The following is a 17,406-nucleotide window of genomic DNA, read 5'->3' as shown; positions in this document are numbered from 1 at the left end:
TGCACAATATCATCCAAATGCAGGGGCCGTCCCTTGTGGCGGCCCCTGCATTTGGCTGTATTTATGCCTTCTGCGCCAGATCTCGTTTGCTCTTCGACTTCGTCACCATCATAACGCCGATGAAGACGAGGATGACGGCAAGGAGCTGCGTGATCTTGAAGATGCACAGTCCCATGGCGATGCTCACGATGACACTCACGATGGGCTGGATATTGTTGTAGATCGATACCACGGTAGGCCGCAGGATCTTCTGTCCGTTCATCATCAACAGGTAACAGAAGAACGTGCCGACACCCACGATATAAACGATCTCCCAGATCGTCTTCGTCGGCAACGCCGCATAGTCGACGGCCGACACATGGGAGAACGTGAACGGCGTGATGAAGAGCGATGCCCAGAGGAACATCCACTTGTTCACTGTCACGGGATGATAACGCTTCACGAGGGAGTTGAAAAGGGAGAGATAGAGGGCGAACGAGCACTGTGCGCCGACGATCATCAGATCACCACGGATATCCCCCACCTTCGCGTTATGCGCCGCGGCACTCGTCAGCACAAGCATCACGGCACCCATACACCCGATGAGGACACCGCCGACCTTCTTCGCCGACAACGGCTCATGGAGGATGAGAAAGGCGAAGATCATCGCGAAGATCGGCATCGACGTCGTCATGATACTTGCGTTGACGGGTGACGTGAACGTCAGGCCGATGGTGAACAGACACTGGTTACAACACAGTCCGAAGATACATGCCAGGGCGAACATGAAGATATCCTTCACGGGGACATGCTCCCGACGGACAAAAAGAGAGGAGACCCAGAAGAGTCCTGCGGCACCGCAGACACGATAGGTGACGAGGTCAATGCCCGTGATTCCGTGCATCAACGCGTCCTTCGTGATCGGTGACATCAGGCCCCAGAAGGCCTCCGCTAAAAACATGCTGCCATGGGCAGCCAACGCCTTATTTTTCACTTCTTACAGAATGCCATGAGTTCCTTTCCGAGCTCATCGGCGGCCTCCATCGTGGCGGCCTCACTGTAGACACGGATAATCGGCTCGGTATTACTCTTGCGCAGATGAACCCACTTGTCGGGGAAGTCGAGCTTCACACCGTCGATATCCGTCACCGTGACATCCTTCTCGTTAGCATAGCGTTCCTTCACACGCTCGAGGATGGCATCGACATCGGTATCGGGCGTGAGGTCCACGCGGTTCTTGGCAATGAAATAGTTCGGATAAGAGGCACGGAGCTCACTGGCCTTACAGCCCTTATGAGCGAGATGACTCAGGAAGAGGGAGATTCCCACGAGGGCATCACGGCCGTAATGGCTCTCGGGATAAATCACTCCGCCATTGCCCTCACCACCGATGACGGCGCCGACCTCCTTCATCTTCGTCGTGACATTGACCTCACCGACGGCGGCAGCATAATACTTACAGCCATGCTTCTCCGTGACATCACGGAGGGCACGCGTGGAACTGAGGTTGCTCACCGTAGCGCCCTTGACATGGTCGAGGATATAGTCGGCGACAGTGACGAGGGTGTACTCCTCACCATACATCTTGCCGTCTTCCTGGATGAAGGCGAGACGGTCGACATCAGGATCAACGACGATACCGAGGTCGTAACCGCCCTTGCTGATCTCTCCCATGATACCACCGAGGTTCTTCTCCAGCGGCTCAGGGTTATGAGCGAAGTCACCATTCGGCGTACCATTGAGGAACTTCGCCTCTACGCCGAGGGCATTGAGGAGATCGGGCAGGATGATGCCACCAACGGAGTTGATGGTATCGACGCAGACCTTGAAATGGGCCTTACGGATGGCGTCGACATCGACGAGATCGAGGGCGAGGACGGAGTCGATATGCCGGCGGTTGAACGTGTCATCCTCCGTATACTTGCCGAGGTGGTCGACATCAGCATATTCGAAATCCTCCTTATCAGCAATCGCCAAGACCTCATTACCATCAGCCTTCGTGAGGAACTCGCCCTGCTCATTGAGGAGCTTCAGGGCATTCCAGTGACGGGGGTTATGACTGGCGGTGATGATGATGCCACCGGCAGCCTTCGACAGGATGACGGCGAGCTCTGTCGTCGGCGTCGTGGCCAGACCGATATTCAATACATCATAGCCCATACCCATGAGGGTACCACAGACGACATTCTTCACCATCTCGCCGGAGATACGGGCATCACGGCCCACGACGATGGTGTTACTCTGTGACTTGCCGCTGCGACGGATGAACGTAGCATAAGCGGACGTGAACTTGACGATATCCAACGGATTGAGGGTATCGCCGGCTTTTCCGCCGATCGTTCCGCGGATGCCGGAAATTGATTTGATCAGAGTCATATTGATTATTTTTACGTTAGCGGAGCATGATGAATCATGTCCCTACGTTTAATTTTTTACTTCTTTACTTTTTTACTTTTCCCCTATTCTCCCTTCATCATCCACAGGTCGTAGAAGTACGGCGTGACATTGGTCACGGCCGTCTCCGTACCCTGGGCATGGGGAACGATGAGGCGCACATGCGCCCACTCGAAGTCATCCCCGTTACGCCCGAGGCGGACATACGACAGCGGCACGAGCCACCCCGAGGGAACGGAAGAGCCGAGATAGGTCTTCATATATCCCGACGTGAACGATGCCGTGAACGTACCGCTCGTGTTCGACACCGTCATCACGTCCGGCTGGTTGCCGAGCGTGGGGAGGTTGATAAGATTCGTAAATGCCGTGGAGTCGTCGGGGATCGTCGTCCAGTCTCTGTTGGGAAATTCAGCGATACTGATGGCCTTAAAACGGCACAACACATCCCAACTCTCACCGTCGGGAAGCATCTCTCCCGAGCCACGGGAGACGATCTGCATATATACACCACTGTTGTCGAAGAGCACATACTCGTTCTTTGACACATCGGTTGTCGTATCCGTGAGGAACTCATGTTCCGAGATCGGTGTGATATGATTGGCGGCGATGAAAGCCTTGATATTGCTCCGCTCGGCATTGACTTTATCAGCATACGTCTCATTGTCACTGCAGGAAGAGAGCACCATGGTGGTGAGGAGTACCGTCAGTACGGCAAAAACTATTTTCTTCATTCTGTATGATATTTCCGTGCAAAATTAACAAAATAGTTTTATTTCAGCAAATCAGAATAGGCATTTATAGCTTTTCTTGCGATTTTTTCAGCTTCATCAATACTACAGAAGAGTTTTCCACCCGCCGCATTGAGATGACCGCCGCCATGGAAGAAGTCCTCAGCAACCTTATTGGCAGGGAAGTCATCAACAGAACGTAAGGAACAATACACGAGATTTTCCTTTTCCGTATCCTGACGCAGAGAGATCGACAGTTTCGTTCCTTTGATGCGCAGCGGTTCATTGACGAGACCTTCCAGGTCGCCCTTGGTGAAATGATAACGTTTCATCTCGTCTCGGGAGACACTATAGAAACAAGCATGGAGGTCATCCACATAGTTCAACTTCCGTGACAGCAGATAACCGCGGAGACGGATGGCCCATGTGCTGTAGTTGTTGAAGACATTCCGATAGATCTTGTCCTTGTCGATGCCTTTCGTGAGCAACTGCGAGATGATGAAATAGATGGCGGGATCGGAAGAGTTGTACGTGAAGCCCCCCGTGTCCGTCATCATACCACAGTAGTCGGCCACGGCGAACTTCCGCGGCATGGCATCGAAGGCGCCGAGCTGCCAGACCACACGGAAGATGAGCTCACAGGTCGACGACGCCTCAGGACGGGAGATGACGAGTGACGCATCCGCGAGCTGCGGATCGAGATGATGGTCGATCATGATCTTATGGCCCTTGAAATCATCCAGCAGCGGCTGCAACTCCTCCACTCGGGAAGAGACATTAAAATCGAGACAGAACACGAGATCTGCCTCCGAGAAGAGTTTCTTCACCTCGTCGGGATGCTTGTCATAACGCAGGATCGTCTCAGAGCAGGGCAGCCACTGCAGGAAATCGGGATAAGCATCCGGGACGATGATGCGGGGCTGCTTCCCCAGAGAGATGAGATACTGCTGCCAAGCCAGACAGGCGCCGATGGCATCACCATCAGGTGATTTATGACCGAGAATGAGAATATGCGAAGAAGCCGCTACGACTTCGCGCAGTGTAGCGGCTTCCTGATCTGTTAAGATATTGATTTCCATTAGAAGAGTTTATTGGGATAGACACCCTCATCGACGAGCTTCTGAATCTTGGCGACGACACCGGGACGGTCGGCACTGTAGGTGACGCCGAACCACTTACTTGTCGTGTCGAGGACCTCGCACGTTGCCGTACCATCGTTGATGAGCTTGTTGACAACCCAGGGGATGAGGTACTCAGCCTTCGGATTGGCCTTCGTCTCGGGAGCATCGAGGAAGTCCTTGAAGAACTGGTCACTATACTCGAAATAGTCGGGCGTGAACCCCCATACGTTCATACTCACCGGTGTGGTGTCGGGGATGTTCACCCATTGGTCTCCATCCTTGTAGGCGACCTTACCATCTGCCTGACGGACGATCTCCGTACGCTCGACACATGTCGTGAGGTGGTTCTCGCCATCCTTCGAGCAGACGCCACGGCTCACGGAGCCATTATCGGAGAGGGTGTTGCCGACACGGAAACCAACCATAGCATATTGGTTACGACTGCCCTCGGGGAGCTCGGAGAGGAACTTGCCGATGACCTTGAAACAGTCACGGTTGTAGAAGTCATCACAGTTGATGACACAGAAGGGCTCATGGATGACCTCCTTGGCCATCATCACGGCATGGTTCGTACCCCACGGCTTCGTACGGCCCTCGGGAGCAGAATAGCCCTCGGGGAGCTTGTCGAGGCTCTGGAAGACGAGCTCACAAGGAATGTGGCCCTCATACTTGGAGAGGATCTTCTCACGGAAGTCCTGTTCGAAATCCTTACGGATGACCCATACGATCTTACCGAAACCGGCCTGGATAGCGTCATAGATAGAATAGTCCATGATGGTCTCACCATTGGGACCCAGTCCATCGAGCTGTTTCAGGCCACCGTAACGGCTGCCCATTCCGGCAGCGAGGAGTAATAATGTTGGTTTCATTTTCTGCTTTGTTAAATGATTCTTCGTTGATGATGCAAAGTTACGATTTTTTACGCAAACAAACGCATGGAAACGGAAAAATATTCTGCCCTTCGTAGGGACATAATTTATTATGTTCCGCGCCAAAACGCCAACACCGTAATTCCGCACCACGCTTTTGGCGCAGCCAGGTCCCCGGAGGGGGCCAACAACCGTCTCGTTGCCGCTGACGTTCGCCCCCTCCGGGGACGCACCAGTGAGAGGGGAGCAGTTCTCTCCCCGGGCAGAGGGAGCCCTCGCTGCGCTCGTGCTCCCTCTGCCCGGGGTTAATCAGATTGGGCCCTTCCGGGGCCCTGCTGCGCCTTTATCGAGTAGTTTAAAAGTAAAAAGGTAGAGACGGAGTATCCGGTTTTTGTTATTTCCACCCGCCACCATTTTCCATTCTCCATTCTCCATTCTCAGAACGGGTATCCCACGGCGAGGTGCAGGGTCTGTGCGTCCTTGAACCGCCCGATATTGAAGAATCCGGACTTTCCCGTGTCATACGGCACATGGAGTCCGACACCCCAGTCGATACGGATGACGAACATACCCATGTCATAGCGCAGGCCGACACCCGTTCCCACGGCCATCTGCTTGAAGAAGCGGTTAAACTGGAAGTCTGAGCTTGTGGTGTTCTCCACATCCCCCGACGGCATCGTCCACACATTACCGGCATCGAGGAAGAGGGCTCCATAGAGGTCACCCCACAGCCGCGGCCGGTATTCGAGGTTGCCAAGGAGTTTGATATCACCGATCTGGGATACATAACTGTAACGCTTGTCGGCAGGGACGAAATCACCGGGACCGATGCTGCGGACGTTGAAGGCACGGATACTGTTGGCACCACCGACATAGAACGACTCATAATAAGGCGCCACGGAGGAGTTGCCATAACTGTAGATCACGCCGCCGTTGGCATGGGCCACAAGACTGCTGTGCTCACTGAGCCGCCAGAGTTTCACCCAGTCGGTCTCCAACTTGATGAACTGTGCGTAAGGGTTATGGAAGAGCGTCTTCTCCTTCGTGTTCCAACGCTGTCCGATCGTCGTCTTGAACGCCGAGAGGAGGTTTCCGGCTTCCGACACCGTCGCTGATACCGTCACGGGGTTCTTGTCCTTCGACGGTGACGTATATTTATAGGTGAAACTCATCTTCGGCACGAACTTATCAGCCATGGAGACCTGCAGATAGGGATTCTCCGCCTCCAGGGCCGCATACTTATCGGTCCACGAGTTCATATATTCATAACTGACCACCAAGGGAGAGAAGGAGAAACTCGACTGGGCCGTCGGCATCCAGTCGTATGTCAACTCTCCACTGATGACATGACGACGGAAATAGCCGGCACGGTTGATGATATTAAACGAGGCCTTCAGGGTCGTCGTCGGTGTCTGATAGTACTCAAAATGTTTCCGTGGCACCCCACCCCGCTTCTCACGGAGCCGACGACGGCGCTCACGGCTCTGCGTGAAGCGCAGCAGGCTCCGCGGCGTGAGCATGCGCGGCAGCGTCAGGGCAATATCGGAGCCATACTCGTAACTGTTAACGGAAGTCGAGGAGCCTTCACTCTGATGCCCCGTCTGCCACTCATAGGAGCCATGGAGACTGATGTCGAGTTTCTCACCGCCCCGGAAAGCATTATTCTTCGTCAGACCGACGACGACCTCGGGACCGATACGTCCCGTCGTCTTTCCTTTTCCGTTACCGTTGACATAGAAGTCATAGGGTTTCTCCAGCACGAGGTCGGTATTGACATCGAGGGTGTCACTGAGACCGGTGGTGTCACGGGGCACGAAACTCATATTAGTATAAGAGAAGATGCCGAGGTCCTGAAGATGTTGCTTGGCCTTATTCTCATGGTCCACCTGATAGAGCTCGCCGGAGGTAAGGCCAAGGTTACGACGGATGACGCCCATACGCACGGGAGACTTCCGGCCGTTGAAACGGGCGGTATAACTGTGGCGGACAATACTGTCGTTGAGGGGCTCGAGGAAAGAGCGGCGGATATTGAAGTTCATCCGGCCGATCGTCCACTGGCGCCGGACACGGTCGTCAAGGGAGTCGACCATCATCAACCGCATCTGCGCCTTCCCGGGCACGGAGAGGGTGTCGGCGAGATAGCTGGCGGCACTCTTGTCGTAGAAATAATAGCCATTCGACCGCATGAGGGTGGCGAGGCGCTGGCGCTCCTTGTCGAGGCCGCTGACGGTGAAGGGATCACCGGACTTGATAGCGGCCTCACTCTGATGGGCGACGATGAGGGAGTCCATAGCCGGTGGAAAATGGAGATACCGGATACTGTCGTAGGTCCACAGATGTCCCATATCGACGGTATAGGCCACCTTTCCCTTCTTCTTGTTGCGGAGGGTAATGTTCTCATAACTCACGCGGCCGTTGAAATAGCCGAACTTCTTCAACTGTCCCTGGGCAACGAGGGCACGGAGTGACGGGTTGACCTCCGACATCAGTTTCGGCCGGGAGCCGAAGGCGCGCGTGAGCCAACGGCCCACACCCGTAGAGTCCCGGGAGAAGGCATTCCATACCCACAGACTGACATCAAAGGGGTTACGATAGTAGCTCGAACCGAAGAGGGCACCATTCGGCGCTGACGCCAAGGCCGCCTCGAGCTCCGTCTTCGTCGTCTCCGCATGCGCACAAGGGGTATAGTCGGTATATTGGATCGGCTTCAGTCCCGTGAAGAGCTGCTCACCCTCCGGGATTGCCGAGGTCTCTGAACAGCCGGCTACCATGCCCGCCGTCACGACCGCCATCAGTATAGGAAATATCGCGTGTCTCAATATCTTACTTTTTTACTTCTTTACTTTTTTACTTCTTTACTTTTTTACTTTTCTCCGCGCTGTCCGGGATCTCCTCCGTCTCATCTTTAAAGGAGAAGATATCCTTGAAATGGGAGAGCTGACGACGCCAGATGAAACCGACGCCATAGACGCCGACCTGACCCTCGAGCCAGTCGTATACATTATTATTATAGTATCCACGGATATACTTGCTCGACGTGGAGCCGAGGCGGTACTGCAACTCGACATTGTCGAAGAAGGCACCGTCATTATTCCGCTGGTTGTTGATCTCCGCGCCACTCTGCAACTTACCGCCGACGATGAAGCTCAGGCGGTTGTTCCAAAACCGCTTGGCAAACTTAAAGCTGTAGTCAGTATGGAGGCTGCCGGAGGCATTCGTCGTGTTGTCGACACTCACGCCGACATCGAGACCGAGACTCTTCATGGCCTTGCCCGTGATGGTGTTGATCTCGGAGTTGAGGAATGCCGTGAGGGCGGAGTTCATCGTGAAGGAGTTCGTGTTGTTGCCGTTGAGGTACATGCCCGAGGCGAGCATGGCCACGGCGATCTTACCGCGCTCCTCCACACTCATCGTGTTGAGCTCATTCTGAATCTCCGTATTCTCCGGTGAGGAGATGATAAACTCCACACCCATCTTCTGCAACGTCTGCGAGAGCTGCACGCCGCACTTGAAGTTCACGCTCTGCTGACCGCCACTGCTGCTGTTGACATTGGCACGCATCATCTCCGTGGCCGTGATATGGAGTGTCGGATCCATCGGGTCCCCACGGAACTCGATATAACTGCCGTCCTCGATGGAGAAAGTCTTCAACGGGATGATCGGCAGGGAATATTTCATCTCGCCGTCATTGAGGGTATACTTACCCGTCAACCGGAGACTGTTCTCGGGATCGTACGTCATGATGAGGTTGCCGCCGCCCATAAGGTCGATATAGTTGCTCTGATCAGCATTGAGGGCACAGAGGATATGCGCCTGCTCATCGATATCGATGCCGAGCATCATGTCGAGGCCCTCAGGCTTCGGACGGATGACATGGTCGGGGATCGTATCCTGGAAATCGGTGAACTTCACGAGCTCATCCAACTCATTATCGGTGGAGATCTCCGACTCCCGGAGGATATAGGTCATATCCGTATTCCCGAGGACATCGACCTTGCCGCGTAACTTCAGACTGCTCACGGGTCCCGTCATCGTACCGAAGAAGTTGACGAAAGCCTTGCCGTAAGCCGTGGAACGGTAGTTACGCTTGGCATCGATGAGCTCAAAGTTCTTCGCCCGCATCCGGATATTCATCATCATCCGGTCGAGGTTGGAGAAGTCGAATGAGCCGGCGATATCCAGCGGCTGGTCGTTATTGGCGAAGACCTCGAAATTCTCAAAGAGGAGCTTGCTGTTCTGGATTCTTACAGGATCCTCGGCGAAACGGAGCGTCACTCCGTAAGGCTCACTGACGAGATAACTGCTGTCGAGGAACACCTCACCGTTGACATCGGGCTTGCTCAAGGGGCCCTTGATCGACAGCTCTCCCTCGCCATAGCCACGGAAGCCGAAGAGGCGCTGGGGGATGAAACCGTTGAGGAGGTCCAGCGGCGTCTTCTCCATCGTCAGCTTCGCGTCGAGATAACCGGCACCCTGTGACTGATAGGTGCCATCGATCGTCGCCACCTGGTTGTCGTTGACGAAGAGGAGGCCGTTGACCTGATGACTGCCGTCGCTGCGCGGGACATAGACGAACTGACTCTCCACATTACCCATCGGACAGTCCTGATAGACGAGGTTCTGTACGGCAACATCGGAGGAGACGGAGAGCTCGTCCTTCGTCTGCACAACATGGAAGTCACCATCCATCACACCACTCACCGCGGGGGCATAAGGGATGACGGAGAGTACTTTCTCCAAGTCAAACTTGTGGAGCGACAGCGTCAGATCCTGCAAGGCCTCGAGATTGCCGTCATCGGTATAGAGTTGGATACCCTGACCGTCAGCAGCCTGGAGATCGACAGACGCGGAGACGCGGTTCGCCCGTGTCAGGAAGACATAGTTGCTGTCATTGACGGTGAAATCCTTATAACCGAGGATGATACTGCTGTCATTGGGCATGTGGAAGCGGATACCGTCGTCGACCATCTCCGCGGAGAGGGGCAGACGGATACCCGTCTGTCCACGGCGGTCGAGGATCGTCGCCACGAGATCAGTACCGTGGGCACTCATGGCGCCATTGAACAAGGCCGTGAACGACGGGTGCTGTTGCGGGCCGTTGTGTACCATGGCCTGATAATGGGTCGTCACGGCATCGGAGTTGAAGTTCACGCGGATGGCATCGATGAGATGCCGGGGATTGTAACTCAGCAACGAGTCGACATTCATATAGCCGTTCAGACCCTCCGACGGCGACAGGCTCAGGTCGACATCGGCACGACGGAACGTATAACCGAAATGGGCCAACAGACCCGAGAAGAAGTTATCATCACCACTATGGAGATAGATGCGGGCCTCGGGGAGACGGGCACGGAGGGCATGCTGGTCGATGACACGCCGGTCTATCTGCCGCCGGATCTCCATCAACAGCCGGTTGCCGGTATTGAGCAGGCGCTGATAGCCCGCCGCGGCATCCATATTCAGATAGAAATCACCACAGTCGATGATGGCATGGGTAAGCGTCGGCGTCGTCTTCACATCCATCGTGACATCATCGGGGCGGTAGACATGGGCCGTATCACGGACGGTCATATCACTGAGCATACCCTGGAGGAGATGATGGTCCTTCAGGTCGGAAGCGACATCAACGGTACCACAGAGGGAGACCGTCAGCGGGGAGTCATAGAGGCCGAGGTGATAGAGATCGGCACAGCGGATATCGGCGCTGAGGGTGGCCCCGATCTTCCGGCTGTGGGGGATGAGGGCGTCGAGGGTCAGCAGTCCCTGGAGGAGGGCGTTATGACTGTCGGCGACGACATGGGCACGGCCACCAGCCAGGCGGGCCTGGAGATTGATATGGTCGAGATTATAGCCCGGGATACCGAAACGGACGACACGGGCCTTCGCCCGGATCTTCGTCTTCGGGGAGAAGAGATCGGTCCCGACACCACGGACCTCGGCAACTCCCGTGAAGGGCTTCACGGAGAGGCCCTTATAGAAATGCGTCACGGCGAGATTCGTAGCGTTGACTTTCGCGGCATAAGCCATCCGCCGCAGGTCGATCTTCCCCACGGCATGGACACGGCCCCTACCCTCACCGACGACGACATTGGCGGCGACACGCTGGTCATGGTATTCGCCATAACCATCGATGGTGATCCGGGGCAGCAGGAGCTGCTGGTTCAGCGAGGCCGACAGGAAAGACCGGATAAATCCGAGGTGGTTCGTACGGCCCTTCAGCCGCACACGGGTATAGAACCGGGCGGGATCGGTGAGCTGACCGACGAAGCCGTTGGCATGAAGCCAGAAAGCGGTGGGAAGGGAGACGGTGAGGTCCTCGAAACGCGCCAGCTGCAGGTTGCCGCGGAGCTGTCCGCTCAGTGACAACGGCCGGTCGGGCCACTGCGCCCAGAAGCCGCGGGGCATGCCGTCGATGAAGAACATCAGGTCTTCCTTGCCGATCTGTCCGAGGAGATTCGCCTCCACCTTACCGGGATCGGTATCAGCGAAGGCATTGCTGTCCATATAGAATTTTCCCTGGACAAAGGAATAAGGGGTACGGAGATACAGCCGTGGCAATGAGATCATCGTGGAGTCCATGCGGAAGAGGCCGTGGAAGTCGTTGACGGCGATGCCACTCTGCTCCTTGAACTTCGCCTGCCGGACCTTTACGTTGATCTTACGGTCACAATAATAGAAGGAGTCAGCACGCAGCGTGAGGGCATTGAGGCCGAGATGGGCAAAGTCAATCCCCTGGCGCGTGTGCGTCTTAAAACGGTTGTCAAAATGGAAGGCACCGCCGGTCCAGTCGAGCTTGTCGACGGTATAGAGATTCTTGAAGAGGTCGAGATAGGCCTGCTGACCCCACGTACGGTCGAAATGGCAGGCCACGACGAGGGTGTCACCGGGGAGATGGAGGGCGAAGTCAGTGTTATGGATCTTCAGATGGCGGATGGCGATCTTCCAGAAATTCGTGCTCGGTGTGGTATCCTTGGGAACGGTATCACTGAGCTCCACCCGCAGACGGGCATCGGCGAGCTGCACACCGTCGACATGGACATATTCCTTGCCAAGGTCGATGCCGTGGGCCTTCAGCGTCAGCGTCCCCACCTCGCCGCTGATCCGTGTGGTATGGATGAGGGTACTCGTGTTGACCTTCATACGGTGGAAGTCAAGGGCATCCACCATCACCTGTTTCTTGAAAAGGGGCAAGAGCTGCACATCGGCACGTAAGTGGGCAATGTCGGCCAGCGTGTCCTTCACCTGCGGCAGGGAGTCGTTCTGCTGCAGCACACGGACACCGTCGATGCCGAGATCCAGTGGGAAGACGAGATGGACATGGTCTACATGGATATCCATCTTCGTATGCCGGGAGGCATAGGCCGCCACCTCCTTCACCGCCCAGTTCTGGATGGGTGGTACGTAGAGTAATACTGCCAACAGGATCACCAACAAAAGGGGTGATACGAGGATGATGCCAATCCACTTCAGTCGTTTGTGCATACTCGGGAACAAAAGAAAAGTAAACTATAGCTGGGCGGCCAGCGCCTGCCATAAAGGATCTGTGGGCAACGGGGCTGTAATATCGATGAGTTGATGGGAGACGGGATGCTCAAATTCGATATGATGGGCCTGGAGGGAGATACTGCCGTCGGGGTTGCTGCGCTGGGCACCATATTTCAGATCCCCTTTGATGGGACAGCCGATATGCGCCAACTGACAGCGGATCTGATGGTGGCGGCCGGTCATCAACTCTACTTCCAACAGACAGTAACGGTCACCTTCGGTGAGGAGACGGTAACGTAATTTTGCCTCCTTGGAACGTGGCACCTCTTCGTCATGGGCGTAACTCTTGTTCTGCGTCTCGTTACGCGTGATCCAGTTCGTCAACAGGGCTTCAGGCACGGCGGGACGGTTCTTCACGATGGCCCAATAGGTCTTATGGACAGCGCCGCGACGGAACATGTCGTTCAACCGGGACGTGGCCTTCGACGTCTTCGCAAAAACGACGATTCCCTGTACCGGACGGTCAAGACGATGGACAACGCCAAGGAAGACATTCCCCGGCTTCTGGTATTTCTCCTTGAGATAGCGCTTCACTCGTTCCGAGAGAGGCTCATCTCCCGTCTTATCTCCTTGGACAATCTCACCGGCCTGCTTGTTGACAATGATGATATGGTTGTCTTCATAGAGTACTTGTATGGGGTCTGTCATTTCAAATAGAAAATAGAAAATAGAGAATAGAGAATAGACAATAGCCTGTATAATTCATAGATCCTTTTGTAGGTGGCCGCCATGTTGCGGCCACGCAAGGAAGATGTAGAATTACATATTCATACCACCATCCACCTGGATGACCTGACCGGAGACATAGCTGCTGAGGTCAGAAGCCAGATAGAGGGCTGTGTTGGCGATATCATCGGTGCTGCCGGCACGACGGAGAGGGATCTTCTTCACCCACTCCTGACGGATATCGTCGGGCAGAGCCTGTGTCATAGCGGTATCGATGAAGCCCGGGGCGATGGCGTTGGCGCGGATACCCTTGGGACCCATCTCCTGACCGATAGACTTAGCCAGGGCGATCAGACCGGCCTTGGAAGCGGCATAGTTGCACTGACCGGCATTACCATGAACACCGACGACAGAGGCCATATTGATAATAGAACCCTTACGCTGACGCATCATCACCGGTACACAAGCGTGGATGAAGTTGAATGCACTCTTCAGGTTCACGGCGATGACGGCATCCCACTGCTGCTCGGTCATACGGAGCATCAAGCCGTCCTTCGTGATACCGGCATTGTTGACGAGGATATCGATAGAGCCGAACTCTTCCTTCACCTTGGCAACGGCATCGGCCGTCTGGGCGAAGTCAGCGGCATTGCTGGCATAACCCTTGCACTTCACGCCCTTGGCAGCGATCTCACGCTCCGTGGCCAGACCACCATGCTCCTCATCAATGAAGAGGTCCGTGAATGCGATGTTTGCGCCTTCCTCGGCGAACTTCAGCGCGATAGCTTTACCAATACCGCGGGCAGCGCCTGTGATCAGGGCTGTCTTTCCTGTTAATAATCCCATTGTTGTTAATGTTTTAATATAATAAATAAATTAATAATCTGATTTGTCCCTGTGGATGACATTCGGACTGACATATACATTCTTGCCTAAGGCACCGTAGACAACTTTTGCCACCAATGGCTTACTGTCCTCGACACTCAGGCCATGACCGATACGGCCGTAGATAAACGGCACCTCCAGACCCTTGATACAATAATGGGTGATATCGGCCACAAGGTCCACATTCTCAATATCAAACTCACCATCGGCCTTACCCTCGGAATAGACCTTGCGGAAGAGCTCGATCTCATCCTCGTCGAAGTTCTTTCGGACCTTCTCCACCATCCAGATATTCCGGAAGAACTCAGCACGCAGGTTGCCATTGCGCACCACCGTCTCCTTAATCATACTCAGATGGGTATAGATGAGTTCAATGATCTTGTCCTGGGGAGGCATCTTCTTCGCTGCCACCTCATCCAACTTGTCGGAGAGGCGTTCCAGCTCGCTCTCGATCACGGCATAATAAACATCCTCCTTGCTCTTGAAATAAGTGTACAGCGTGCGACGGCCCTTCCCCGACGCTACGGCAATGTCGTTCATCGTGGTGTTGTTGATGCCGTTCTTGGCAAACAACTGACGGGCTACGTCTACCAGTTTCTGTCTCGTTTTCGATATTGACATGTTCCTTGATCTCTAATTCCTATCATGCCTCGCAGGCACGGCATCCTGTCGTGCTCCGCTTGCACAATGATCTTTCCATGTGCAAAAGTAACGATTATTCTTGAAAAGACCAAAAAAAAGAAAATAAAAAAGATTTTTTTTGGCTCCGCGGCGGCATGATTTTAACGAAAACCGGAAAAACAAAATAAAAACCGGCTGCCGCATTACAGGGGCATCGGACATCCACGAATATTTTGGCAACGGATAACACGGATTTTCACGGACACCGATCCTTTTGTAGGTGGCCACCATGTTGCGGCCACGCAAGGGAGATGGGGAATATTGATGAGCATTGATAGATATACTGCATGCGCATCAAGGTTTTTCCTTTGTTTTTCCCGGTTTTCTTCTTCAAAAAAATTCTCGGTTTTATTTACAACTATGCCTTGCCCGCGCAGCGGGTAGTTTAAAAAAGAAAACCGGAAAAACAAAATAAAAACCCGCTGCGCCATCCGCGGGCATCGGACATCCACGGATATTTTGGCAACGGATAACACGGATTTTCACGGACACCGATCCTTTTGTAGGTGGCCGCCATGTTGCGGCCACGCATCCGCATTGAATGGAACAATAGTAATCAAGTCCCAATATATTCTCCATCTTCCTTGCGTGGCCGCAACAGGACGGACACCTACCATTTCCGAATGATTTTGGGCAACGGATGACACGGATTGTACGGCATCGGACGACACGGACGGCCACGGATGGGGTCCCCGGAGGGGGCCAACACGATGAACCCCGGGCACACGGGACGGTGATGGCCAGAGCGATAGCGATGACCAGCACCGGACCGGGCGCCCGGGGGCTTTGCGTATCCGCCTATCGGATGTCCCCGGAGGGGGCGAACAGCTGCCACAAAGCCGCTGACGTTCGCCCCCTTCGGGGACGTGGCAGAGAGAGGCGTCCGTCCCCGCGGCTTACTTCGTAGGGACATGATTTATCATGATCCGCCTCACACTGCTGCCCCCATTATCCATTCTCCGTTTTCTATTATCTATTATGCGAAGCATCGAGGCTTTGCCATGACTGAGAAGCTCCGAAGAGACGAGATTGGCGCGATCACAGGAAATATATCATCTTCATCCTACATCAAACCGCAACCAGCTCATGACTGAGGTCGTCAGTAAGATGTTGTATATCAGCTTCATCCTACATCAAACCGCAACGTCTCTACTTCTGTTGCGCCTGTTGCGTTGTTGTATATCAGCTTCATCCTACATCAAACCGCAACTATGCAGCCTCTATTCGATAGACTGAGAAATCAGCTGTTCGGGTACACAGACGCAAATGGAGTTGTCCATAAGGGTAGCTTCGATGCGTCGCACCCTGACAGCAACAAGGAGCAATGGACGTCAGACATCAGCGAGGCTCTTGGTAAGGACGGGTACATATATAACGGCATGGAAGCTTCAAAGGTTCTCTTTGATCAGATGGAGTCTATTGCTGAAAAATCGAATAATACCCTCTTAAACAACGGATCTTCGAGTACGAGCTCATCTATAAAGGGTATCACAGAGCAGACGGCAGACATACTCGCAAGCTACCTCAATGCAATAAGAGCTGACGTGAGTGTAATTAGACAGCTTCAAGGAGGAAAGGCTACTGAATACATGGACAACATGAGCCTTATGGCGCAGTCCCAAGTGCAGTATCAGTCACAGATAGCGGCGAACACGCTAAGGAACGCTGAGGCTGCGGAGAAGATCGGCACAAGCTGTGACGAAATCCTTTATCTGTTCAGAGCTGTGACCAATGACACAAAGATGGTGAGTACAAAAGTGAGATAGTAAGTTCGGGCGGCATCAAAAAAAATGGTGTCGCCCGTATTTTTTTTTGCTTGTTTATTTGCTTGTATGAATAAAAACATGTAACTTTGCAATGAATTCTAAATGTCAAAGTGATATGAAGAAGAAATCATTCAAACAACCAGCTATCATAAGCATAGTATGCCTGCTTCTTGGTATTTCGCTGTTTTGGTTTACGACAAGCAAGATTAATAATCTGAAAATAGACCAAGATGTTTACAATACAAGTTTTTGGACATTTTACAACATGGCTGACGAGGGGAAGATGACGAAAGAAAAAGCGCAGATGGCTTCTTTGAGCGCTATGGGGATGTCTGATCGTATAGGAAAAGACATAGCTATTTACAGCAATGTTAGGCTTTATGGCTCTTTGGCATTTGCTGTAGGCGTATGTTTCTTTGGAGCAGTCGCATACATTGAGAGAAGAAAAGAACTTGATGCTAAAGTGAAGCAGTAAAAACAAATCCCCCGCCAAATAGATGACGGGGGATAAATGTATGTTCTCGTTAGATTCTTCCTGCGTCGCTCAGTTCGTGAATGAATCGACGTCCTTTCTCAGTCCACTCAGTCTGGATACGTGTTCCAAGTGTTCCATCTGACTTTGGGTAGTTGTAGGTGCTTGTCTTTGTGTACCCCTTGTCCTGATACTTGTGCGTGAGAACCCATACGCCGTGTTCCTTGTACTGGATGCCGAGCCCTTGGAGTCTCTTGTTGAGCGTAACAGCAGACAGGCCTATTTCCTTTGCAATGATGT

The 17,406-nt window shown here is 53.6% G+C and carries 13 protein-coding genes; 2 read left to right on the top strand and 11 right to left on the bottom strand.

Annotation, left to right across the window (positions count from 1 at the left end):
* Nucleotides 1-61 precede the first annotated feature (61 nt).
* From G604_RS0111340 to G604_RS14355, 10 genes are all read right to left on the bottom strand, one after another.
* A complete protein-coding gene (locus G604_RS0111340; RefSeq protein ID WP_028910658.1) occupies nt 62-973 on the bottom strand; it encodes a DMT family transporter in 912 nt (303 codons plus the stop codon).
* Nucleotides 970-2,355, bottom strand: a complete 1,386-nt coding sequence (gene glmM / locus G604_RS0111335; RefSeq protein WP_028910657.1) for a phosphoglucosamine mutase — start codon at nt 2,353-2,355, stop codon at nt 970-972. Before glmM ends, G604_RS0111340 begins: the two co-directional genes overlap by 4 nt.
* A gap of 83 nt (nt 2,356-2,438) precedes the next feature.
* The gene (locus tag G604_RS0111330) at nt 2,439-3,104 is read right to left on the bottom strand and encodes a DUF4827 domain-containing protein (protein WP_028910656.1); all 666 of its coding nucleotides are present in this window, start codon (nt 3,102-3,104) and stop codon (nt 2,439-2,441) included.
* Between the two features lie 38 nt (nt 3,105-3,142).
* Nucleotides 3,143-4,180, bottom strand: a complete 1,038-nt coding sequence (locus tag G604_RS0111325) for a DHH family phosphoesterase (protein WP_028910655.1) — start codon at nt 4,178-4,180, stop codon at nt 3,143-3,145.
* Nucleotides 4,180-5,091 carry a nucleotidyltransferase gene (locus G604_RS0111320; RefSeq protein WP_028910654.1) on the bottom strand — a complete coding sequence of 304 codons (912 nt, stop codon included), beginning with the start codon at nt 5,089-5,091 and terminating at the stop codon, nt 4,180-4,182. Before G604_RS0111320 ends, G604_RS0111325 begins: the two co-directional genes overlap by 1 nt.
* Before the next feature lie 437 nt (nt 5,092-5,528).
* Nucleotides 5,529-7,883: a BamA/TamA family outer membrane protein gene (locus G604_RS0111310; RefSeq protein WP_051220391.1), complete on the bottom strand. Its 2,355-nt coding sequence runs from the start codon at nt 7,881-7,883 to the stop codon at nt 5,529-5,531.
* Between the two features lie 55 nt (nt 7,884-7,938).
* Nucleotides 7,939-12,573 (bottom strand): translocation/assembly module TamB domain-containing protein, encoded by a 4,635-nt coding sequence (locus G604_RS0111305; RefSeq protein ID WP_028910652.1) that lies wholly within the window; start codon nt 12,571-12,573, stop codon nt 7,939-7,941.
* A gap of 24 nt (nt 12,574-12,597) precedes the next feature.
* Nucleotides 12,598-13,272: an RluA family pseudouridine synthase gene (locus tag G604_RS0111300; protein WP_028910651.1), complete on the bottom strand. Its 675-nt coding sequence runs from the start codon at nt 13,270-13,272 to the stop codon at nt 12,598-12,600.
* 123 nt (nt 13,273-13,395) lie between these two features.
* Nucleotides 13,396-14,148: a 3-oxoacyl-[acyl-carrier-protein] reductase gene (gene fabG / locus G604_RS0111295; RefSeq protein ID WP_028910650.1), complete on the bottom strand. Its 753-nt coding sequence runs from the start codon at nt 14,146-14,148 to the stop codon at nt 13,396-13,398.
* 30 nt (nt 14,149-14,178) lie between these two features.
* Nucleotides 14,179-14,808 carry a TetR/AcrR family transcriptional regulator gene (locus G604_RS14355; RefSeq protein ID WP_051220390.1) on the bottom strand — a complete coding sequence of 210 codons (630 nt, stop codon included), beginning with the start codon at nt 14,806-14,808 and terminating at the stop codon, nt 14,179-14,181.
* Nucleotides 14,809-16,079: 1,271 nt separating this feature from the next.
* Here G604_RS14355 and G604_RS0111285 point away from each other — a divergent pair.
* Both G604_RS0111285 and G604_RS0111280 read left to right on the top strand, forming a co-directional pair.
* Nucleotides 16,080-16,634, top strand: a complete 555-nt coding sequence (locus G604_RS0111285; RefSeq protein WP_155941941.1) for a hypothetical protein — start codon at nt 16,080-16,082, stop codon at nt 16,632-16,634.
* Nucleotides 16,635-16,749: 115 nt separating this feature from the next.
* The gene (locus tag G604_RS0111280; RefSeq protein ID WP_028910648.1) at nt 16,750-17,109 is read left to right on the top strand and encodes a hypothetical protein; all 360 of its coding nucleotides are present in this window, start codon (nt 16,750-16,752) and stop codon (nt 17,107-17,109) included.
* A 49-nt stretch (nt 17,110-17,158) separates the two neighbouring features.
* Here the strand turns inward: G604_RS0111280 and G604_RS14350 are convergent.
* Nucleotides 17,159-17,406, bottom strand: a 248-nt coding sequence (locus G604_RS14350; protein ID WP_036905565.1) for a phage antirepressor KilAC domain-containing protein, incomplete at its 5' end; no start/stop codon positions are given.

Source organism: Prevotella sp. AGR2160 (assembly GCF_000424185.1).
Taxonomy (GTDB): domain Bacteria; phylum Bacteroidota; class Bacteroidia; order Bacteroidales; family Bacteroidaceae; genus Prevotella.
Note: the sequence above shows the minus strand (reverse complement) of the source record. Positions and strands in the feature narration are given on the sequence as shown.